Source organism: Streptomyces sp. MB09-02B, assembly GCF_033794485.1.
Taxonomy (GTDB): domain Bacteria; phylum Actinomycetota; class Actinomycetes; order Streptomycetales; family Streptomycetaceae; genus Streptomyces.
Genome location: NZ_JARGEE010000008.1, coordinates 1 through 20,569 on the forward strand (window position 1 = coordinate 1; position 20,569 = coordinate 20,569).

The 20,569-nt window shown below is 71.7% G+C and carries 19 protein-coding genes; 14 read left to right on the forward strand and 5 right to left on the reverse strand.

Features of this window, described 5'->3' with window-relative positions:
* Positions 1-217: 217 nt before the first annotated feature.
* Together P1P70_RS02605 and P1P70_RS02610 are read right to left on the reverse strand one after the other, a co-directional pair.
* A complete protein-coding gene (locus tag P1P70_RS02605; protein ID WP_319234187.1) occupies positions 218-988 on the reverse strand; it encodes a DeoR/GlpR family DNA-binding transcription regulator in 771 nt (256 codons plus the stop codon).
* A 309-nt stretch (positions 989-1,297) separates the two neighbouring features.
* The gene (locus P1P70_RS02610) at positions 1,298-2,107 is read right to left on the reverse strand and encodes an NAD(P)-dependent oxidoreductase (RefSeq protein WP_319234189.1); all 810 of its coding nucleotides are present in this window, start codon (positions 2,105-2,107) and stop codon (positions 1,298-1,300) included.
* A gap of 264 nt (positions 2,108-2,371) precedes the next feature.
* Between P1P70_RS02610 and P1P70_RS02615 the strand changes: the two genes are divergently transcribed.
* Both P1P70_RS02615 and P1P70_RS02620 read left to right on the forward strand, forming a co-directional pair.
* On the forward strand, positions 2,372-3,325 hold the full coding sequence (locus P1P70_RS02615) for a 5-dehydro-4-deoxyglucarate dehydratase (RefSeq protein ID WP_319234191.1): 954 nt from the start codon (positions 2,372-2,374) through the stop codon (positions 3,323-3,325).
* Positions 3,325-4,491 carry a hypothetical protein gene (locus P1P70_RS02620; RefSeq protein ID WP_319234193.1) on the forward strand — a complete coding sequence of 389 codons (1,167 nt, stop codon included), beginning with the start codon at positions 3,325-3,327 and terminating at the stop codon, positions 4,489-4,491. The genes P1P70_RS02615 and P1P70_RS02620 overlap by 1 nt, the downstream gene beginning before the upstream one ends.
* A gap of 33 nt (positions 4,492-4,524) precedes the next feature.
* On the opposite strand, the gene P1P70_RS02625 is transcribed toward P1P70_RS02620, so the two are convergent.
* The 3 genes from P1P70_RS02625 to tnpA form a co-directional block, all read right to left on the reverse strand.
* Positions 4,525-5,145, reverse strand: a complete 621-nt coding sequence (locus P1P70_RS02625; protein WP_319234194.1) for a dihydrofolate reductase family protein — start codon at positions 5,143-5,145, stop codon at positions 4,525-4,527.
* Between the two features lie 21 nt (positions 5,146-5,166).
* Entirely contained in the window at positions 5,167-6,450 is a 1,284-nt protein-coding gene (locus P1P70_RS02630) for an MFS transporter (protein WP_319234195.1), read from the reverse strand.
* Between the two features lie 221 nt (positions 6,451-6,671).
* Positions 6,672-7,100: an IS200/IS605 family transposase gene (gene tnpA, locus P1P70_RS02635; protein ID WP_319234196.1), complete on the reverse strand. Its 429-nt coding sequence runs from the start codon at positions 7,098-7,100 to the stop codon at positions 6,672-6,674.
* A 23-nt stretch (positions 7,101-7,123) separates the two neighbouring features.
* Between tnpA and P1P70_RS02640 the strand changes: the two genes are divergently transcribed.
* The 12 genes from P1P70_RS02640 to P1P70_RS02695 all read left to right on the forward strand — a co-directional run bounded on the left by P1P70_RS02640 (position 7,124) and on the right by P1P70_RS02695 (position 20,543).
* Complete coding sequence (locus P1P70_RS02640; RefSeq protein WP_319234197.1) at positions 7,124-8,404, forward strand: transposase; 1,281 nt, start codon at positions 7,124-7,126, stop codon at positions 8,402-8,404.
* 75 nt (positions 8,405-8,479) lie between these two features.
* The gene (locus P1P70_RS02645; RefSeq protein WP_319234198.1) at positions 8,480-9,073 is read left to right on the forward strand and encodes a TIGR03086 family metal-binding protein; all 594 of its coding nucleotides are present in this window, start codon (positions 8,480-8,482) and stop codon (positions 9,071-9,073) included.
* Positions 9,074-9,163: 90 nt separating this feature from the next.
* Positions 9,164-9,913 carry an MBL fold metallo-hydrolase gene (locus P1P70_RS02650; RefSeq protein WP_319234199.1) on the forward strand — a complete coding sequence of 250 codons (750 nt, stop codon included), beginning with the start codon at positions 9,164-9,166 and terminating at the stop codon, positions 9,911-9,913.
* Between the two features lie 185 nt (positions 9,914-10,098).
* Positions 10,099-10,755: a GntR family transcriptional regulator gene (locus P1P70_RS02655; RefSeq protein WP_319234201.1), complete on the forward strand. Its 657-nt coding sequence runs from the start codon at positions 10,099-10,101 to the stop codon at positions 10,753-10,755.
* A 183-nt stretch (positions 10,756-10,938) separates the two neighbouring features.
* Complete coding sequence (locus P1P70_RS02660) at positions 10,939-11,853, forward strand: dihydrodipicolinate synthase family protein (RefSeq protein ID WP_319234203.1); 915 nt, start codon at positions 10,939-10,941, stop codon at positions 11,851-11,853.
* A complete protein-coding gene (araD, locus tag P1P70_RS02665) occupies positions 11,850-13,610 on the forward strand; it encodes an L-arabinonate dehydratase (RefSeq protein ID WP_319234206.1) in 1,761 nt (586 codons plus the stop codon). Before P1P70_RS02660 ends, araD begins: the two co-directional genes overlap by 4 nt.
* A gap of 188 nt (positions 13,611-13,798) precedes the next feature.
* Positions 13,799-14,755 (forward strand): sugar ABC transporter permease, encoded by a 957-nt coding sequence (locus tag P1P70_RS02670; RefSeq protein ID WP_319234208.1) that lies wholly within the window; start codon positions 13,799-13,801, stop codon positions 14,753-14,755.
* Positions 14,752-15,654 carry a carbohydrate ABC transporter permease gene (locus P1P70_RS02675; protein ID WP_413471408.1) on the forward strand — a complete coding sequence of 301 codons (903 nt, stop codon included), beginning with the start codon at positions 14,752-14,754 and terminating at the stop codon, positions 15,652-15,654. The genes P1P70_RS02670 and P1P70_RS02675 overlap by 4 nt, the downstream gene beginning before the upstream one ends.
* Complete coding sequence (locus P1P70_RS02680; protein ID WP_319234210.1) at positions 15,651-16,967, forward strand: pectate lyase; 1,317 nt, start codon at positions 15,651-15,653, stop codon at positions 16,965-16,967. The genes P1P70_RS02675 and P1P70_RS02680 overlap by 4 nt, the downstream gene beginning before the upstream one ends.
* Entirely contained in the window at positions 16,964-18,139 is a 1,176-nt protein-coding gene (locus P1P70_RS02685; protein ID WP_319234212.1) for a Gfo/Idh/MocA family oxidoreductase, read from the forward strand. Before P1P70_RS02680 ends, P1P70_RS02685 begins: the two co-directional genes overlap by 4 nt.
* Positions 18,136-18,984 carry a PmoA family protein gene (locus tag P1P70_RS02690; protein WP_319234214.1) on the forward strand — a complete coding sequence of 283 codons (849 nt, stop codon included), beginning with the start codon at positions 18,136-18,138 and terminating at the stop codon, positions 18,982-18,984. Before P1P70_RS02685 ends, P1P70_RS02690 begins: the two co-directional genes overlap by 4 nt.
* A complete protein-coding gene (locus tag P1P70_RS02695) occupies positions 18,981-20,543 on the forward strand; it encodes a glycoside hydrolase 43 family protein (RefSeq protein ID WP_319234215.1) in 1,563 nt (520 codons plus the stop codon). The genes P1P70_RS02690 and P1P70_RS02695 overlap by 4 nt, the downstream gene beginning before the upstream one ends.
* Positions 20,544-20,569: the final 26 nt, after the last annotated feature.

Below are 20,569 nucleotides of genomic sequence, written 5' to 3' on the forward strand. Positions count from 1 at the left end.
GACGGAGGCCGCGCGCACTCGCCCCGGTCCAGCAGCCGGAGAGAAGCGGGGCGAGCAGCGTCCCTGCGGCGACCGCGGCGAGTGCGCGCGGCCTCCGTCGGCTCGGGATTCGCATGGATCGCTCCTGGACGTATGGGGAGAAATGGGTCTCTTCGAGGCGAGGGGAGGTGGGGTGGGGTGGAGTGGAGTGAAGTAGGGAGGGGAGAGGTCGGTGGTGTCAGACGCGGACGACCTGGGGCCCCAGCAACGAGTACCGGTGGGCCTCCGCCGTCGGCAGCAGCGTGCTCGTGACGATCGCGTCCAGGTCGCCCACCTCGGCGAACCGGCAGAAGCTGACCGCGCCGAACTTGGTGTGGACGCCCGCGAAGACCGTGCGCCGGGAGGCGCGGATCGCCTGGGCCTTGACCTCGCTGACGGCCGGGTCGGGGGTGGTGAGGCCGTGTTCGCGGGTGATGCCGTTGGCGCCGATGTACGCGAGGTCGATGACGAAACCGGCCAGCATCCTCGTCGTCCAGTGGTCGACGGTGGCGAGGGTGCCGGGGCGTACCCGGCCGCCGAGCAGCAGCACGGTGGTGCTGCCCGTCTCGGCGAGGGCGCCCGCCGTGGCGAGCGAGGCGGTGACCACGGTCAGTGGCCGGTCCCGGGGGAGCGCCTCGGCGATGAGCTGCGGGGTGAAGCCCTCGTCGACGAAGACCGTCTCCGCGTCGCCCAGCAGTTCCGCCGCCGCGGCGGCGATCCGGCGTTTCTCGGGCACGTGGCTGGTGGCGCGGAAGGCGAGCGTCGTCTCGAAACCGGCGCTCTCCACGGGATACGCGCCGCCGTGCGTACGGCGGACCAGGCCGTGGTCCTCCAGGGCGCGCAGATCACGCCGTACGGTCTCCTTGGCGACGCCCAGAGCGACCGCGAGTTCGGCGACGTCGACCGCGCCCGTGCGGCGGGCGGCCCTGACGATCTCGCGCTGCCTCTCCTCCGCGCTCATGGCCGACACCCGCTCTCCCTCGCCGTCGCAGCCCTCGCCGTGCTGCTGCCCGTTCGGGCCCGGTGCGGGCCCTGGGGGAAGTTCTACAGCGGGTGCGCGGCGCCGACCAGGCCTGTTGCGGGTCCGATGCTGCCCGTCCGTGACCGTTTCGCACGGCCGGGGCCCCTCGCGGACCTGGGGCGGAGGGGGGATCGGGCAGCGGGCGTGCCCGCATACGGGAGCGGGCGGGCCCGTTCGGTGCCCGCCCGCTCCTTCCGCACGCCGTACGGCCCTCGTTTCCCGTACGACGCGCGAACCCTTGGGTCCGCTCCGGCGCGGTCAGAACGGCCAGATCGGCGGGTCGCTCACGAAGTGGCCGCCGAGGTTGGCGTGGGCCTCGTTCGCGGGGTCCAGCTCGCCCTGTTCGGCGATGAGCTTCTCGGCGTACGGCTCGGAGTCGTCCTGGGGGTCGTAGCCGAGGGCGCGGGCGGAGGAGAGGTCCCACCACAGGCGGGTGTTGGCGGAGGAGCCGTAGACGACGGTGTGGCCGACGTGCTCGGCGGTCAGGGCCGCGTGGAAGAGGCGGGCGCCGTCGGCCGGGCTCATCCAGAGCGAGAGCATGCGCACGCTGGTCGGCTCGGGGAAGCAGGAGCCGATGCGGACCGAGACCGTCTCCAGGCCGTGCTTGTCCCAGTAGAACTGCGCCAGGTCCTCGCCGAAGGACTTGGACAGGCCGTAGAAGGTGTCGGGGCGGTGCGGGGTGTCGACCGGGATCAGCGGGTCCCCGTCGCCGGGGCGGGGCGTGAAGCCCACCGCGTGGTTGGAGGAGGCGAAGACGACACGGGGCACGCCCTCCGCGCGGGCGGCCTCGTACAGGTTGTAGGTTCCCTCGATGTTCGCCCTGAGGATCTTCTCGAAGGAGGCTTCCAACGAGATGCCCGCGAGGTGGATGATCGCGTCGACGCCCCGTACGGCCTCGCGTACGGCCTCCTTGTCGGCGAGGTCGGCCGTGATCGCGTCCGGCGCGCCCTCGACGGGCTGCAGGTCCAGCAGGCGCAGCTCGTAGCCGTACGCCGGGAGCAGGTCCCGCATCAGGGTGCCTAGTCCACCGGCGGCGCCGGTGAGCAGAACGGTGCGGGGAGCGGGCATCCGGGGATCTCCTTGCATCGCCAGCCGTGCACATGGGCGTCCGACATTCACATTCATGGACACGCTAAGGAGTGCGGTCGCGCGCGTCAAGTGGGGCGCGCAGGCGGGAAATCGCTGGTGCGGTGGGGGTTGCCCGGCTTGACCGGCCCCGTGGGGGCGCCTTAGCGTGCTCTTGTTCAGAAATGTAAACACTGATCAGCGATATGGACCTGCGTGTCGACGTCGCCTCGGACCGTCGACTTCGGCTCGGACTTGGGAGCGCCCGTGACGTCAGCCCCTCTCACCGCCCGGCTCAGGGTCCCCAGCGGACCGCTGTTCTTCCCCGTCACCGCGTACGGTCCGGACGGGGCCGTCGATCTCGACGCCTGTCGCGCGCACGTCCGCCAGGGCGTCGACGCCGGGGCGGCCGCCGTCTTCGTCGCCTGCGGCACCGGCGAGTTCCACGCGCTCACGCCCGAGGAGTTCCAGAGCTGCGTCCGGGCCGCCGTCGCGGAGACGGCCGGGCGGGTGCCCGTGGTGGCCGGCGCGGGCTACGGCACCGCCCTCGCCGTGCGCTACGCGCGCCTCGCCGAGGAGGCGGGCGCCGACGGCCTGCTCGCCCTGCCGCCGTACCTCGTCGTCGCCGCCCAGGAGGGGCTGCTGCGCCACTACCGGGAACTGGCCGCCGCGACCTCCCTCCCGGTCGTCGTCTACCAGCGCGACAACGCGGTCTTCACCCCGGACACCGTCGTCGAACTGGCCCGCACGGAGGGGATCGTCGGCCTCAAGGACGGCGTCGGCGACCTGGACCTGATGACGCGGATCGTCAGCGCCGTACGCGCCGAGGTCCCGGCCGCCGGTGACTTCCTCTACTTCAACGGCCTGCCGACCGCCGAGCTGACCCAGCCCGCCTACCGGGGCGTCGGCGTCCCGCTGTACTCCTCGGCCGTCTTCTGCTTCGTCCCGGAGATCGCCCTCGCCTTCCACCGGGCGCTCGAAGCCGGTGACCGTGCGATCGTGGAACGGCTGCTCGACGGGTTCTACCGGCCCTTCGTCGAACTCCGCGCCAAGGGCCGGGGCTATGCCGTGTCACTGGTCAAGGCCGGGGTACGGCTACGGGGACTGGATGTGGGCGGCGTACGGCCGCCGCTGCACGAGCCGGCCGAGGAACACGTCAAGCAGTTGGGCCAGTTGATCGAGCGCGGACACGCGCTGCTGGAAGAGTGCCAGGAGGGCTAGTGAAGGCGTCGACGTTCGTCTACCCGTGGGACGTCAACGGGGACCCGGCCGCCGCGGAGCGCATCGCGGGGCTGGGCGTGGGGCAGGTGACGCTCGCCTCCGCGTACCACTCCACCCGCGCGCTCACCCCCCGCCACCCCCGGCACCGCATCGTCACCGCCGAGCACGCGGCCGTGCTGTACCCGCCGGGGGTGCGCTGGGAGGGCCGTACGCTGCGGCCGTACCCGGCGGGGCAGTGGGCGCCGGGCGACGCGTTCGGCGAGGCGGCGACGGCCCTCGCGCACGCCGGCCTGGAGGTGCACACCTGGGTCGTCCTCGCCCACAACTCCCGGCTCGGCGCCGAGCACCCGTCGACCTCCGTGGTCAACGCCTACGGCGACCGGTATCCGTGGGCCCCGTGCGTGGCGCAGGAGGCGACCCGGGAGTACCTCGTCGACCTGGCCGTGGAGGCGGCGGTCCGGCCGGGCGCCCGCGGCACGGAACTGGAGTCGCTCGGCTGGTACGGGATCTCCCACCTGCACGCCCACGACAAGACGGGCGGTGTCGGGCTCGGGGACGCCGGGCAGTACCTGATGTCGCTCTGCTTCTGCGTGACCTGCCGCGCCGGTTACGCCGAGGCCGGGCAGGACCCCGAGGAACTGGCGGCGGCCGTGCGTGAGGCGCTGGAACCGCTGTGGCGGGGCGAGGCCGTCGACGAGGGCTGGCCGGCCGTGGAGAAGCTCCTCGGCGCGGACCGGGCGACCGCCACGCGCGCGTGGCGCGACGCGATCGCCCGCTCCCTCCAGGAGACGGCCGTCGAGGCGGTGCGGGCCGCCGCGCCCGCCGGGTTCCGGATCCTGCTGCACGCGGACCCCGTGACGTACCACTGCGGCGCCAACCCGGGCGTCGACCCCGCGCACATCCTCGGCGTGGCGGACGGCGTGGTCGTCCCGTGCGCGGGCGGCCCGGGCCTGCTGCCGGCCTTCGCCGAGGTCGGCGCGGAGGGCGCCGTCCTGGCCGCCAACTTCGGCATCGTGTCGGGCATGGGCGGCAGCCCCGTCACCCTGGCCGAGGACGCGGGCCGCGCGGCGGAACTGGGCGCGACGGAACTCCGGCTGTATCACGCGGGGTTGGCGTCGGACCAGGACCTGGCGGCGGCGCGGGAGGCGCTGACGGCGGTGGGGTGAGCCGGGCGGGGCGGATCACGGAGCCCTCCCGGCTCAGCGCGCCACGCGGTACGTCAGGTGGGTGACCAGGCTCGTCGAACGGGAGGCCACCTGCTCCAGCCGGAGCGGCGGGACGTCCTCGAAGAGGCGGGTGCCGGAGCCCAGGGTGAACGGGGTTACGTGCAGGCGTAGTTCGTCGACCAGGCCGGCGGTCAGGAACTGGTTGACGGTCGTCGCGCCGCCGAGGACGGTGACGTCGTCCCCGCCGGCCGCCGCGCGGGCCCGGGCGAGCGCGGCGGCGATCCCGTCGGTGACGAAGTGGAACGTGGTGCCGCCCGCCATCGGCTGCGGGTCGCGCGGGTGGTGGGTGAGGACGAACACCGGTGCGTGGAACGGCGGATCGTCGCCCCACCAGCCGTTCCACGGCCGGTCCCACGCGCCGCGCACCGGGCCGAACATGTTGCGCCCCATGACGAAGGCCCCGGCGGTGCCCAGCCGGTCGATCTCGGCCCGGTTCTCCTCGGGAGTGTCGAACATCCAGGCGTGCAGCGCGGCGCCCGAACCGTCTCCGCCGTCGTCGCCGAACGGGCGATCCTCGGTCTGGTGGTGCCCCGCCGAGAAGCCGTCGAGCGAGATCGTGAGGTCACAGCTCACCTGTCCCATGCCTGGTCCCATGCCTACAGGGTCCCGCACGGGTCAAGGACGGCGCAGCAGCGCGGCCGCCGGCAGGAGGGAGACGGCCCCCACCGTCACCGACAGCACCGGGAGGCCGACCGGCCCCACCAGGCCCGCGCCGAGCGCCATGCCCACCGCCGTCGGGGCGAACAGCAGGGTGTGGGCGGTGGCCGTGGTGCGGCCCAGCAGGTGGGGCGGGGTCACGCGCTGCACCGCGGTGAGCGTGGCGACGAGGACGCACGGAAGGCCGGCGCCGATCGCCGCGGCGCACCCGAGGGCCACCGTGTCGTCGGGGACGGCGCGCAGCGCCACCGCCACCCCGGTCAGGGCGATCCCGTACGCGGCGAAGCGGCGTTCGCCCAGGCGGCGCAGGAGGACGCCCGTGGCCAGGCCGACGACGAGCGAGCCGACGCCCTGGGCTACGTGGAGGAGGCCGGCGTAGGCGGGGGAGCGGCCGAGGGACTCGACCACCGCGAAGATCAAGGAGCCGTTGACCCCCGAGAGCAGCATGGTCGCGCCACCGGCCAGCACTAGGGGACGCAGACGCGCGTCGCGCAGCAGACGACGGACGCTTTCGGCCGTTCGGGAGTCTCGCGGGGCGCGGTCGCCCTCGGTCGGCACACTTCGAGGCGGGCGCGCGCCCTCGGCGGGCACACCCCGAGGCGTGCGCGCGCCCTCGGGAGCCCCTTTCCCGTCCTCGGGAGCTTCCTTCCCGTCCATCACCCGCTCCCGCACCAGCCCGTACAGCCCCGCGGCCGCCGCGAACGTCACCGCGTCCAGCAGGGCCACCGTCGCTCCGCCGTACGCCGTGTACAGACCTGCCCCCGCCAGGGGAGCCAGCAGCTTCATGCCCTCGTTCGCCGTCATGCGCAGACCGTTGAAGTCGCCGAGGAGGGAAGGGGCGACGGTGGTGGCGACGAGGGCCGACTCCGCCGCGTCGTGGACGACACCCGCCGTGCCGTAGACGAGGAGGACCGCGTAGAGGAGCCACAGGTCGCCCGGGGCGTCGACGGCGAAGAGGGTGAGGAGGAGGGCGGCCAGGCCGAGGTCGGTGGTGATGAGGAGCGCGCGGCGGCGGGCGCGGTCCGCGAGGCCGCCCAGGAGGGGCCCGGCGAGCAGCGGGGCCCACAGCACGAACGCGCACAGCGCCGCCAGCGCGTCCGAACCGGTGAGGTCCTTGGCCCAGACGCCCGCGACCAGCCACATCGCCGACGAACCGAGGCCCGAGACCACCACCCCGGCCAGATACAGCCCCGCGTCACGGTCCCGGAGCACGCGCCGCACCGCCCATGTCGTGGATGTCATGTTCGGTGAGCGTGGCGCTAAGACCCCGGCCGGGGGATCGGGCGGATGCCCTAGGAATCGTCACCGGGACAGGTGGACGGCGCGCGGGCGATGAGTTCCCGCGACGCCGGCGGTCTACCTCTGATCTTGGCCAGTGCTCCGCCCTTCAGGGCGGGAGTGAAGGGCCATCTTTGGGTCGGAGGCGCGGAGTGCCGGAGTGCTCTGCGTCTTCGGGGTGACGGTCAGACGGGACTTTGCTGGTTTTCGATGTACTGCTTGACGACGGTCAGGGGCGCCCCGCCGCATGATCCGGCGAAGTAGGAGCCGGACCAGAAGTGTCCGCCCCACAGGTACCGGCGGACGTGGCTGTCGTATTCCTGGCGGAGTCTGCGGGAGCTGACGCCCTTGAGGGAGTTGACCAGTTTGGAGAGCTGGACCTTGGGCGGGTAGTGCACGAGCAGGTGGACGTGGTCCTGTTCGCCGTTGAACTGTTTCAGCTCGGCTTCGAAGTCGGTGCAGACTTCCCGCATGATCTCTTCGGTGCGGGTCAGCATGGCGTCAGTGAACGCCTTCCGTCTGTATTTAGTGACGAAAACCAAGTGAGCGTGCAGGTTATGGACAACATGGCGACCGGTTCTGACATCGGGATTAGGGTTCCATCGCGGTGACATAAACCAATGCTAGGTTCTCGAGTGTGAGTCACAACATCCTGGTCAAGCGGCAGTTCGGGCACCGCGCCCGGCTTGCGCTGTCGCCTGCCGGGATTCGCGCAGCGGATGACCAGGCGCACGCGGCCCGCGCGATGTGGAACCTGCTGCACGCGTGGTGGCAGATGATGCCGAAGGAAAAGCGGACCCTCGCGAACGCGGACGCCGCGATCCGCCAGGCCCGCAAGGACATCGACTTCCTCGCCGTCCTGCCCGCGCAAGCCGCGCAAGCGGTACTCAAGACGTACTTCCAGGCGTGGAAGAACTGCTGGGACGGCCGCGCCGACGCCCCGAACTTCAAGGGCCGGTTCCGCACGGTGATGTCCGTGGACATCCCGCAGGGCCGAGACCTGAACATCACCCGCGTGCACCGCCGGTGGGGCATGGTCAACCTTCCCAAGGTGGGCAGGGTCCGCTTCCGGTGGACCAAAGACCTTCCGGTCGGCAAGCGCGCCGACGCGGGCAACCGGATCACCGGGGCCCGACTGATCAAGGACGCGCTCGGCTGGCACATCGCCTTCCGTGTCCAGACCCTTCAGGGTAATCCCGAGCCCCACGAAGGGCCGGACATTGGTATCGACGTGGGCGTCACCGTGCCCCTTGCCCTCTCGGACGGCGAAACGTACGAGCACGGCGAGTGGCTGACGGAGAAGGAGAAGGACAGGCTCCTGCATCTGGAGCGGCGCGCCGCACAGCGCAAGCAGCACCGTAAACACGGCGAGCGCACCAGCCGCCGGCTGCAGCGCACCTACGACCAGATCGCAGAACTCCGCGCGAAAGCCAAGCGTCGGGCCCTGGACTGGCAGCACCGGACGACCACCGCCATCGCCCGCACGTACGGCACGGTCGTGGTCGAAGCACTCACCATCACGAACATGGTCAAGTCCGCCAGGGGAACGGTTGAGGAGCCGGGGAAGAACGTTGCCCAGAAGTCCGGACTGAACCGCTCCATCAGCGGGGAGGCTTGGGGCCGCACCGTCACCATGCTGGCGTACAAGACCGCCCAACTCGGCGGCACCCTGGTAAAGGTCCCTGCTCCTGGCACCTCCCGGCGCTGCTCGGCGTGCGGCTTCACCACGCCGGGGAGCCGGGAGTCCCAGGCCGTGTTCGTGTGCAAGAACCCGGACTGCGGCTGGTCGGGCAACGCCGACCACAACGCAGCCCGCAACGTTTTGCACCTGTACCGGATGGGCCTCGCGCTCGTCCCGGCTGCCGGGAGGGCAGTCGTCAGGCGCGCCAAGCGCGTCAAGCCCGCTGCCGCAAGGTAAGCAGGAGTCTCCCGGCTTCAGCCGGGAGAGCACTTCAACGAACACGAAGGACGAAGACCGGCGAAGGAGTACCGCATGACCGACCACGGCCCGATCCCCCTCGACCTCGGCCCGCAGACCCGGGCCGTCGCCCGGCTCGTCGCGGCCGTCCGGGACGACCAGCTCGCCGGCCCCACCCCGTGCCCGGAGTACGCGGTGCGCCACCTCCTCGGGCATCTGCTCGGGCTCGCCACCGCCTTCCGGGACGCGGGCCGCAAGGAGCTGGGGGCCACGACGGACACCGACCCGCAGGCGGCGCTGCCCGACATCGGGCCCGGCTGGCGCGAGACGTTGCCGCGGGTGCTCGACGAGCTCGCGGAGGTCTGGCGGGACCCGGCCGCGTGGACGGGGGAGACCCGGGCGGGCGGGGTGTCGCTGCCGGGGGCCGTCGCCGGGGCCGTGGCGACGGACGAACTCGTCGTGCACGGCTGGGACCTCGCACGGGCGACCGGTCAGCCGTACGAAGCCGATCCGCCGGCCCTCACCGCGACGCACGCCTTCCTCGAGGCGTCGGTCGACGACCCCTCGCGCGGCGAGATCTTCGGCCCGGTCGTGCCCGTCCCGGACGACGAGCCGCTGATCGACCGTGTGATCGGTCTGAGCGGACGTGATCCCCGGTGGAAGCCATAACGGCCATCCCGCGAGCAACACCATGAGCAACCCGCGAAAGAACGCACAAACGCGGCACGCGCCCCCGCCCGCGTCCGTACGCTCCCGAGCATGCCCCTGAGCCTCACCGTCCTCGGCACCGCCTCCCCTCACCCCGGCCCGGACAGGCCCGCCTCCGGGTATCTGCTGCGCGGCGGCGGCGCCGAGATATGGGTGGACGCGGGCTTCGGCACGTTCGCCGAGTTGCAGCGGCACACGGACCCCACCCGGCTCACGGCGATCTGGATCTCCCACCTGCACGCGGACCACAGCGCGGACCTGATGTCCGCGCTGTACGGGTTCGCCTACGGCGGACTCACTCTGCCGGCGCCGCTGCCGGTCTACGCGCCCGGCGACTGCGCGGCCCGGGTCGCCGGGTTCCTCGGACGCTCGGACCCCACCTCCCTGAACGGGGTGTTCGACTTCCGTCCCCTGTACGACGGCCACACCGTCCGGCACTGGAACCTCACCCTCACCGCCCGCGCCGTCGCCCACGACGTGGAGGCGTACGGGCTGCGCGCCGAGTGCCAGGGGCGAGTCCTCGCCTACTCCGGGGACAGCGGGCCGTGCGAGGAGCTGGGCGCGCTCGCGGGCGGCGCCGACCTGTTCCTGTGCGAGGCGGACATCGACGCGCATCGCGAAGGCGAACCCCGGGTGCACCTCACCCCGGAGGAGGCCGGGAGGTACGCCAAGGGCGCCGGCCGACTGCTGATCACCCATGTGGGCCCCACGCTCACTCCGGAGGGGGCGACCGGGCGGGCGGCGGTGGTCTTCGGCGGGCCGACGGACAGCGCGCGGGTGGGGGACACCCACACCGTGTGACGCCGGGATCAACCGGGTGACACCAAGATCATGTGACCGCGCGCACATCTTCTTTCGTCAGAAGCATTGACGAAACACGGGAGCCCTCCCTACCTTCAACGCGTCGTACTTCGTACGTCATATATGAGACGCGATATGGGAGATCCCATACGTGAGATCGCATACGTGAGATCCGAGAGGCGCGCATGACCGCTGTGCCCACGCCGATCCCGTCCCGCACGCAGTTCGTGCTGGAGGGGATCAAGCACCGCATCCTCACCGGGCAGTTGACGCCCGGTCAGGCGCTGGTCGAGACCGAACTGGCCGCGCAGTTCGGGGTGTCCAAGACGCCCGTGCGCGAGGCCCTCAAGACGCTGGCCGGGACCGGGCTCGTCGTGATGAGCCAGTACAAGGGCGTCACGGTGCGCATGGTGGACGCGGACATGGCGCGCGAGGTCTACGACGTACGGCTGCTCCTGGAGCCGGAGGCGTTGCGCCGCTCGGTGCGGCGCGGTGCCCCGTGGGACGCGGCGAGCGACGCGCTGACCAGGGCCGACGAGGCCACGGACACCGCCGAACGCTCGCTGGCCAACCGGGAGTTCCACCGCGCGCTGTACGTACCGTGCGGCAACCCGCTGCTCGGCCGGATGCTGGACGAGGTGCGTGACCAGGCCGCCCTGGTCTCGGCCGTCGCCTGGGCCGCCGACCCCTCCTGGGAGCGGGAGGCCACCGAACACCGGGAGATCCTGCGGCTCGCCCTCGACGGCGACGCCGACGGTGCCGCCGCCGCCCTGTACGCGCACATCGCGTCGTTCGTCGAGCGGGCCTTCCCGGGGGCCCGCGAGGAACAGCAGACCCAGTGAGGCCGCGGGAGCGGTGAGCCCGCGGGGCCGGTGAGGCCCGCACGACCGGCACCATCGGCAGGACCGGCACGACCGCAGGACCAGCAAGCCCCCGAGTCCACGAGGGACGGCGGCGCCGCGCGACGCGGCGCCCCGCCGGCCCTCCGCAGTCCTCCAAGAACTCCTTGCAGAGGAAGGTCATCCATGAGCAGCGTGACGTTCGAGACCCAACGGACGGCCCTGGCCGACGTGGTGGCGATCCCGGTGACTCCGTTCGCCGAGGACGGCACCGTCGACCAGGGCGCCCACCGGGCCCTGCTGCGTCGGCTGCTCGACGGCGGTGTCACCACCCTCACCCCGAACGGCAACACCGGTGAGTTCTACGCCCTCACCCCCGAAGAGCGCCGCCTGGTCACCGAGTTGACCATGGACGAGGTCGGCGACCGGGGTGCCGTCGTCCTGGTCGGCGTCGGACACGACGTGCCGACCGCCGTCGCCTCCGCCCAGCACGCCCGCGAGGTCGGGGCGCAGATGGTGATGGTCCACCAGCCGGTGCACCCCTACGTCTCGCAGAGCGGCTGGGTCGACTACCACCGGGCGATCGCGGAGTCCGTGCCCGAACTGGGCGTCGTGCCCTACATCCGCAACGCCCAGCTCACCGGCGAACGCCTCGCCGAACTCGCCGACGCCTGCCCGAACGTGATCGGCGTCAAGTACGCGGTGCCGGACGCCGCGCGCTTCGCCGCCTTCGCCCGCGACGCCGGTCTGGAACGCTTCGTCTGGGTGGCCGGACTCGCCGAGCCGTACGCGCCCTCCTACTTCTCGGCCGGCGCCACCGGCTTCACCTCGGGCCTGGTGAACGTCGCTCCGGCCGTCTCGCTGAACATGATCGAAGCGCTTCGCTCGGGTGACTTCCCGGCCGCCATGAAGGTCTGGGAGCAGATCCGCCGCTTCGAGGAGCTGCGGGCCGCCAACGGCTCCGCCAACAACGTCACCGTCGTCAAGGAGGCCCTCGCCGCCCTCGGCCTCTGCCGCCGCGACGTCCGGGCCCCGAGCAGGCACCTGCCCGAGGACGAACGCGCCGAGGTCGCCGCCATAGCCGCCGGGTGGTCCCTGTGACGAACACCGAGCACGACACCGGGCGGACCGGGGCGCGCAAGCGTCCCGAGGACCTCCGCAGCCACCAGTGGTACGGCACCGACGGCCTGCGCTCCTTCAGCCACCGGGCCCGTACCCGCCAGCTCGGCTACCTCCCCGAGGAGCACCTCGGCAAGCCGGTCATCGCGATCCTCAACACCTGGTCGGACATCAACCCCTGTCATGTGCACCTCCGGGATCGCGCGCAGGCGGTCAAGCGGGGTGTCTGGCAGGCGGGCGGTTTCCCGCTGGAGTTCCCGGTCTCGACCCTCTCCGAGACCTTCCAGAAGCCGACCCCCATGCTCTACCGCAACATGCTCGCGATGGAGACCGAGGAACTGCTGCGCTCCTACCCCGTCGACGGGGCCGTGCTGATGGGCGGCTGCGACAAATCGACGCCCGCGCTGCTCATGGGCGCCGCCTCCGTCGACCTGCCGGCCGTGTTCGTGCCCGCCGGGCCCATGCTGCCGGGACACTGGCGCAACGAGGTCCTCGGCTCCGGCACCGACATGTGGAAGTACTGGGACGACAAGCGCGCCGGGCTCATCGGCGACTGCGAGATGACCGAGCTGGAGTCCGGTCTCGCGCGTTCGCCGGGGCACTGCATGACCATGGGGACGGCGTCCACGCTGACCGCCGCCGCCGAGGCCCTCGGGGTCACCGTGCCGGGCGCGTCCAGCATCCCGGCCGTCGACTCCGGCCACGACCGCATGGCGGCCGCCGCCGGTCTCCGCATCGTCGAACTGGTCCACAGGGACCGGAAGCTGAGCGACATCCTCACCGCCGACGCCTTCGAGGACGCCGTCACCACCGTCCTCGGACTCGGCGGCTCCACCAACGCGGTCATCCACCTCATCGCGATGGCCGGCCGCGCGGGCGTCAAGCTCACCCTCGACGACTTCGACCGCATCGCCCGCACGGTCCCGGTGCTCGCCAACGTACGGCCCGGCGGCCAGACGTACCTGATGGAGGACTTCCACTTCGCGGGCGGCCTGCCGGGGTTCCTGTCCCGGATCACCGACCTCCTGCACCTGGACCGGCCGACCGTCTCGTACGACACGATGCGCGAACAGCTCGACGGCGCTCTCGTGCACAACGACGACGTCATCCGGACCCGCGAGAACCCGGTCGCCACCGAGGGCGGGGTCGCCGTCCTGCGCGGCAACCTCTGCCCGGACGGCGCGGTCATCAAGCACATCTCGGCCGAGCCGCACCTGCTGAAGCACACCGGCCCCGCGGTCGTCTTCGACGACTACCGGACCATGCAGCGGACCATCAACGACCCCTCCCTCGGCATCACCGCGGACACCGTCCTGGTGCTGCGCAACTCCGGGCCCAAGGGCGGTCCGGGGATGCCCGAGTACGGGATGCTGCCCATCCCCGACCACCTGCTGAAGCAGGGCGTGCGGGACATGGTGCGGATCTCCGACGCCCGGATGAGCGGGACGAGCTACGGCGCCTGCGCCCTGCACGTCGCACCGGAGTCGTACGTCGGCGGGCCCCTCGCCCTGGTCCGCACCGGCGACTCCATCACCCTCGACGTCGAGGCCCGGACCCTGCAACTCAACGTGGACGACGAGGAGTTGGAGCGCCGCCGCGCCGAGTGGACGCCACCGCCCACCCGCTACGAACGCGGCTACGGCGCCCTCTACAACGACCAGATCACCCAGGCCGACACCGGCTGCGACTTCGAGTTCCTGGCCAGACCGGGCAAGGTCCCGGACCCGTACGCGGGCTGAGAACCCCCGGTTCATCAAGGGGTGCGGGGAACTGCGCGACCAGCCACGACGCACCCGCACCCGCCAACGCACAACAAGCCGCACCCCGAACCGCGCACCCATGCACAGCGAGAAAGCGCTTCCTGCACCACGACGCACCACGACGCACCACGACGCACCACGACACACCCAGAAACGGAGCCCCAGTCATGGCCCAAGCCGCAGCCGTGGCGAAGCCGCCCGCGCCGCCCCGGCGGAGCCGTGCGCGGAGCCGTGCGCGCCGTGCCTCCGCGACCCCGCGCAGGCTGCCGTACCTGCTGATCGCCCCGGCCGCCCTGCTCATGCTGGGCTTCATCGCCTACCCGGTCATCAGCGTCTTCTACTACAGCCTGCAGCACTACAACCCCACGAAGCCCTGGCGGAACGGCTTCGCCGGCTTCGAGAACTTCGTCCACGCCTTCACCGAGGACCCCCTCTTCTGGGACACCCTCGTCTTCAGCGCCAAGTGGGTGATCGTCGAGGTCTCGCTGCAGCTGCTCTTCGGTCTCGCCCTCGCGCTGATCGTCAACCAGACGTTCGTCGGCCGCGCCATCGGCCGCGCGCTGGTCTTCTCACCCTGGGCCGTCTCGGGCGTGCTGACCTCCGCGATCTGGGTGCTGCTCTACAACTCCCAGACGGGCATCACCCGTTACCTGGCGGACATGGGCATCGGAGAGTACGGCACCAGCTGGCTCTCCGACACCTCCACCGTCTTCTCGGCGGCGGTCGTCGCCGACCTGTGGCGTGGTGTCCCCTTCTTCGCGATCCTCATCCTCGCCGACCTCCAGTCCATCTCGAGGGACCTGTACGAGGCCGCCGAGGTCGACGGCGCCAGCCGCGTCCGGCAGTTCCTGCACATCACGCTGCCGCACCTGAAGGACGCGATCATCCTCTCCACGCTGCTGCGCGCGGTGTGGGAGTTCAACAACGTCGACCTGCTGTACACCCTGACGGGCGGCGGACCGGCCGGAGTGACCACGACCCTCCCGCTGTACATCGCCAACACCTCCGTCGACGCCCACAACTTCGGCTACGCGTCCGCCCTGACCACGGTCGCGTTCGTGATCCTGCTCTTCTGCTCGATGGTCTATCTGCGGCTGAGCAAGTTCGGAGGCGAGTCCAAGTGATCACCAAGGACGCCGAGAGGACCGTACCGGTGACGTCCGCGCCCGCGGCCGAGGAGCCCCCGCAGCGACCCGGGAAGGTCCGCCGCGCCTGGGACGAGGTACCGCGCTGGCAGATCTACCTGCCGCTGGGGATCTACCTGGTCTTCACCCTCGTCCCCTTCTACTGGATCCTGCTCTTCGCACTGCGCAAGCCCGGCTCGACCTCGCTCGTGCCCTGGCCGATGACGTTCGAGCACTTCGAGAAGGTCTGGAACGAACGCTCCTTCGGCGTCTACTTCCAGAACAGCGTGCTCGTCGGTGTCGTCACCCTGCTGATGACCACGCTCGTCGCCCTGGCCGGCGGCTACGCCCTCGCCCGCTTCGACTTCAAGATCAAGCGCGGGTTCATGCTGGCGCTGCTGTGCTCCCAGTTCGTGCCGGGCGCACTGCTCCTCGTGCCGCTGTTCCAGATCTTCGCCGAGCTGCGGATGATCAACTCGCTCGGCAGCGTCATCCTCGCCGAGACGGTCTTCCAGCTGCCGTTGTCGATCATCCTGATCAGCAACTTCATCAAGAACGTGCCGTACACGCTGGAGGAAGCGGCCTGGGTGGACGGCTGCAACCGCTTCACCGCGTTCCGGGTGGTCGTGCTGCCGCTGCTGCGGCCCGGCCTGATCGCCGTCGGCTCCTTCGCCTTCGTGCACTCCTGGAACCACTTCCTCTTCGCCCTGATGTTCCTCAACAACCAGGCCAAGCAGACCATCCCCGTCGGCCTCAACACCCTGCTCAGCGCCGACAGCGTCGACCTGGGCGCGCTGGCCGCGGGCGGCATCATCGCCGCCGTCCCGGTGGTCATCGTCTTCGCCTTCATCCAGAAGTGGCTGATCACGGGCTTCAGCGCGGGGGCGGTGAAGGGATGAGCGGACGCGGGAGGAGCCTGCGACTCCTCGGTCTGGCGGGGGTGCTGGGCTGCGCGCTCACCACCCCGGCCGGGGCGGAGTCCCGGAACGCCGACCGGGACATCAGCCGCGACACGCTCGCGGCGGACGACGGCTGGGCGGCCGCCGACGGTGGTACCACGGGGGGTTCCACCGCCGGCGACGCCCATGTCGTCACCGTCCGCACCCGCGCCGAACTGGTGCGCGCGCTCGACGGCGGCAGCGCCACCCCGAAGATCATCCGGATCGCGGGGACCATCGACGCCAACACCTCCGACGACGGCGACAAGCTCGACTGCGCCGACTACGCGACCGACGGCTACGACCTGAAGGCGTACCTGGCCGCCTACGACCCGCGCACCTGGGGCTCCGCCAAGCCCAGCGGCCCCCAGGAGGAGGCCCGCCGGGCGTCGGCGGCACGCCAGGCCGAGCGGATCGAGCTGGCCGTCGGCTCCAACACCACCATCGTCGGCCTCAAGGGCGCCGTCCTGAAAGGCGCGAGCCTTCAGCTCAAGGGCGCGGACAACGTCATCGTCCGCAACCTCGAACTCCGCGACGCCTACGACTGCTTCCCCGTCTGGCAGCCCAACACCGGCGGCCTCGGCGACTGGAAGACGGCCTACGACAACATCTGGGTGCGCGGCTCCAGCCACGTCTGGATCGACCACGTCACGATCTCCGACAAGGGGCACCCCGACGAGGACGAGCCGACGTACTTCGGCCGCACCTACCTCCGCCACGACGGCCTGCTCGACATCACCAACGCCTCCGACCTCGTCACCGTCTCGTGGAGCCGCTTCGCCGACCACGACAAGGGCATCCTCATCGGCAACGGCGACACGGCCACCGGCGACCGGGGCAAACTGCGGGTGACGCTGCACCACAACCAGTTCGAGAACGTCGTGCAGCGCGCGCCGCGCGTCCGCTTCGGACAGGTGCACCTCTACAACAACCGGTACGTCGTCCCGGCCGACGCCCACGACTACCGCTACTCCCTGGGCGTCTCCACCGAGTCCGCCGTGTACGCGGAGAACAACGCGTTCACCACGCCGGGCCACGTCGAGGTCGCCGACCTGGTGAAGAGCTGGAACGGCTCCGCCCTGCACCAGACGGGCACCCTCTTCAACGGCTATCCGGTGGATCTCCTGGCCATATACAACGCCTACAACTCCGGCAGCGAGCGGGATCTCACGGGCGACGTGGGCTGGACGCCTACCCTGCACCAAAAGATCGACAGCGCCGGGAAGGCCGACCGAGAGGTGGCACGCGGCGCGGGCGCAGGGAGGATCCGATGAACACCACGACGTACGAGAGCCCGCTTCCACTCGTCCTCGCGGGCGCCCGGGGCCACGGCCGCTGGCATCTTGAGAACATCCGGCGGCTCGCGGACAAGGGGATCGTCCGGCTCGCCGGCATCTGCGAACTGACCCCGCTGGGCCCGGACGAGATCCCCGACGGACTCGGCACACCCGAGCAGTCCGCCGACTTCGGGGCGCTCCTCGACTCCACGGGCGCCGCGATCGCCGTGATCTGCACGCCCATCCCCACCCACACCGACCTGGCGCTGACGGCCGCCGAGCGGGGCGTCCACGTCCTGCTGGAGAAGCCGCCGGCCCCGTCGTACGCCGAGTTCCGCCGGATGGCCGACGGGGTGGCGGCGGCCGGGACGGTCTGCCAGATCGGCTTCCAGTCGCTGGGCTCGCACGCCCTGCCCGCGATCCGCGGGATGGTCGAAGAGGGCCTCATCGGCGAGGTCGTCGGCATCGGCGGCGCCGGTGCCTGGGCCCGCGCCGAGGCGTACTACCAGCGCGCGCCCTGGGCCGGGAAGCGGCGCATGAACGGCGTGGACGTGATCGACGGGGCGCTCACCAACCCCCTCGCGCACGCCGTCGCCACCGGGCTGGCACTCGCCGGCGCACCCCGCGCCGAGGACGTCGCCGCCATCGAGACGGAACTGCTGCGCGCCAACGACATCGAGTCCGACGACACCTCGTGCGTACGGGTCACCACAGCCGACGGCGGCCGGGTCACCGTCGCCGCCACGCTGTGCGCCGAGGACCCGGACGACCCGTACAACGTCGTCCACGGCACCAGCGGCCGGATCACCTTCTGGTACAAGCAGGACCGCGTGCTCGTCCAGCGCGCCGGACACGGTCCGGAGGAGATCGAGTACGGCCGCACGGACCTGCTGGAGAACCTCGTCGACCATCTCGTCGACGGCACCGAGCTGCTGGTCCCGCCGGAGGTGACCGGCGCGTTCATGAAGGTCGTCGAGGCGATCCGGGTCGCCCCGGACCCGGTCGCGCTGCCGGCCGGGGCCTGGCACCGGCTGCCCGACGAGGACCGCCGGGTCGTCGACGGCATCGACGGCCTCGTCGCGGCCGCCGCCGACGACCTCGCCCTCTACTCCGAACTCGGCGCCCCCTGGGCGCTGCCCGAAGCAACGGCGAAAGAGGTGAGCACATGACGATCACCGACGACTCCCTGGTCCTGCGCGTCGCGGGCCGCCCGGTGGGCCGCTACCTCACCCGGCCCGAACTGCCGGAACGGCTCTCCCCGCGCCCCTATGTGCATCCCGTCACCACCCTGTCCGGTACGGCGGTCACCGAGCTGAGTCCCGCCGACCACCTCCACCACCTCGGCGTCGGTGTCGCCGTTCCCGACGTCGAGGGGCACAATTTCTGGGGCGGACGGACCTATGTCCGCGACCAGGGGCCGACCGAGCTCGACAACCACGGCTCCCAGCGCCACACCGCCTTCCAGCTGCGCGACCCCGACGGCTTCGTCGAGGAGCTGCGCTGGGTGGCGTCCGGCCGGGAGCTGCTGCGCGAGCGCCGTACCGTCGCGGCCACCGAACTGACCGACTCCGCCTGGGCGTTGGACTTCACGTTCTCCCTCACCAACATCACCGACGCCCCGGTGTCGATCGGCAGCCCCGCCACCAACGGCCGCCCCGGCGCCGCGTACGGCGGCTTCTTCTGGCGGGCCCGCAAGGAGCCCGCCGCACCCCGGGTCTTCACCGCCGAGGCGGAGGGCGAGACCGAGGTGCACGGCTGCCGCGCCGACTGGCTCGCCCTGGCCGGCGAGACCTGGACGCTCGTCTTCGCCGGGGCCACCGACACCACCCGTCGTGACCCCTGGTTCGTCCGCGCCGACGAGTACCCGGGCGTCGGCTCCTCCCTCGCCCACACCGACCGTCTCCCCATCGAGCCGGGCGGGACGGCCGTGCGCCGGGTCGTCACCGTCGTCGCCGACGGCACCCTCGACCGGGACGGGGCTGCGGCCCTCGTACGGAAGGCGGTGAGCCCGTGACCACCTCGGTGAGCGCACCCGCCTTCTCCGCCGACCTGGGCGACGGCACCTACCGCAACCCCGTCCTCGACGCCGACTGGTCCGACCCCGATGTCCTGCGCGTGGCCGACGACTTCTACATGACGGCCTCCAGCTTCGGCCGGGCCCCGGGCCTTCCCCTGCTCCACTCCCGGGACCTGGTCAACTGGACGCTCGTCGGCCACGCGCTGCACCACCTCGAACCCGCCTCCGAGTTCAGGGCCCCGCGCCACGACTGCGGGGTGTGGGCGCCCTCGCTGCGCCACTTCGACGACCGGTTCTGGATCTTCTGGGGCGACCCCGACCAGGGCGTCTTCCAGGTCAACGCCCCCGGGATCAGGGGCCCTTGGACCCGGCCGCACCTGGTCAAGGAGGGCAAGGGACTCATCGACCCCTGCCCGCTGTGGGACGAGGAGACCGGCGAGGCGTACCTGGTGCACGCCTGGGCCAAGTCCCGCTCCGGCGTCAAGAACCGGCTCACCGGCCACCGGATGCGGCCCGACGGCACCGGGCTCCTCGACGAGGGCAAGGTGATCGTCGACGCGGACCGGCTCCCCGGCTGGTTCACCCTGGAGGGGCCCAAGCTCTACCGTCACGACGGCTGGTACTGGATCTTCGCCCCCGCCGGGGGAGTGGAGACCGGCTGGCAGGGCGCCTTACGCTCCCGCGACTTCTTCGGCCCGTACGAGGAGCGGATCGTCCTGGAGCAGAAGGACACCGACGTCAACGGGCCGCACCAGGGCGGCTGGGTGCGCACGGCGGCCGGCGAGGACTGGTTCCTGCACTTCCAGCAGCGGGGCGCGTACGGCAGGGTCGTGCACCTGCAGCCGATGAGCTGGGGTGCGGACGGCTGGCCCGTGCTCGGCGACGAGGGCGCTCCCGTCGTCGTCCACCGCAAGCCGGCGCTGCCGGCGCAGCCGCCGGCCGCGCCCGCCACCGACGACGACTTCCCCGGCGGCCGCTACGGACGCCAGTGGCAGTGGACCGCCAACCCGCAGGACGGCTGGGCCACCCAGCACTCCGGCGACGGGCTGCGGCTCACGTGCGTACGCTCCGTGCACGCGCACGACCTGCGGAAACTGGCGAATGTGCTCACACAGCGGCTGCCGGGGATCCCCGCCGTCGTCGAGGTGGACCTGAGGCTCGACAGCGAGGAACCGGGGGCGCGTGCCGGGCTCGCCGTGCTCGGGGACGCGTTCCGCTGGATCGGGCTCCAGAGGGGTGCCGACGGGACCGTGCACCTCGTCCACCGGTTCGCCGAGACCGTCGCCGACCGGGAACGGGACGCCGATCACGCGCGCCTCGCGCCCGGGGGACGGGCCCGGCTGTGCATCGAGACCTCGGCCGGGGCGCGCTGCCGGTTCTCCTACGACGTGGGGGAGGGGTGGCAGCCCTCGGGACAGGTCTTCGCCGCCACCCCCTGGCGCTGGGTCGGCGCTCTGCTCGGCCTCTTCGCGGTCGCGCCCACCGGCGGGGGCCATGCCGGGGCGGCCACGTTCACGCAGTTCCGGATCACCGCCGCGCCGGACGGCACCGCCTGACCCCATCGCCCGACCCCCGTCTTCCG

Bases quoted from the DNA above. Each gene is read 5' to 3' on its own strand.
- P1P70_RS02690 (WP_319234214.1), top strand. From the start codon at position 18,136: ATGACGATCACCGACGACTCCCTGGTCCTGCGCGTCGCGGGCCGCCCG.
- P1P70_RS02655 (WP_319234201.1), top strand. From the start codon at position 10,099: ATGACCGCTGTGCCCACGCCGATCCCGTCCCGCACGCAGTTCGTGCTG.
- P1P70_RS02680 (WP_319234210.1), top strand. From the start codon at position 15,651: ATGAGCGGACGCGGGAGGAGCCTGCGACTCCTCGGTCTGGCGGGGGTG.
- P1P70_RS02660 (WP_319234203.1), top strand. From the start codon at position 10,939: ATGAGCAGCGTGACGTTCGAGACCCAACGGACGGCCCTGGCCGACGTG.
- tnpA (WP_319234196.1), bottom strand. From the start codon at position 7,100: ATGTCACCGCGATGGAACCCTAATCCCGATGTCAGAACCGGTCGCCAT.
- P1P70_RS02645 (WP_319234198.1), top strand. From the start codon at position 8,480: ATGACCGACCACGGCCCGATCCCCCTCGACCTCGGCCCGCAGACCCGG.
- P1P70_RS02670 (WP_319234208.1), top strand. From the start codon at position 13,799: ATGGCCCAAGCCGCAGCCGTGGCGAAGCCGCCCGCGCCGCCCCGGCGG.
- P1P70_RS02685 (WP_319234212.1), top strand. From the start codon at position 16,964: ATGAACACCACGACGTACGAGAGCCCGCTTCCACTCGTCCTCGCGGGC.
- P1P70_RS02650 (WP_319234199.1), top strand. From the start codon at position 9,164: ATGCCCCTGAGCCTCACCGTCCTCGGCACCGCCTCCCCTCACCCCGGC.
- P1P70_RS02625 (WP_319234194.1), bottom strand. From the start codon at position 5,145: ATGGGACCAGGCATGGGACAGGTGAGCTGTGACCTCACGATCTCGCTC.
- P1P70_RS02610 (WP_319234189.1), bottom strand. From the start codon at position 2,107: ATGCCCGCTCCCCGCACCGTTCTGCTCACCGGCGCCGCCGGTGGACTA.
- P1P70_RS02630 (WP_319234195.1), bottom strand. From the start codon at position 6,450: ATGACATCCACGACATGGGCGGTGCGGCGCGTGCTCCGGGACCGTGAC.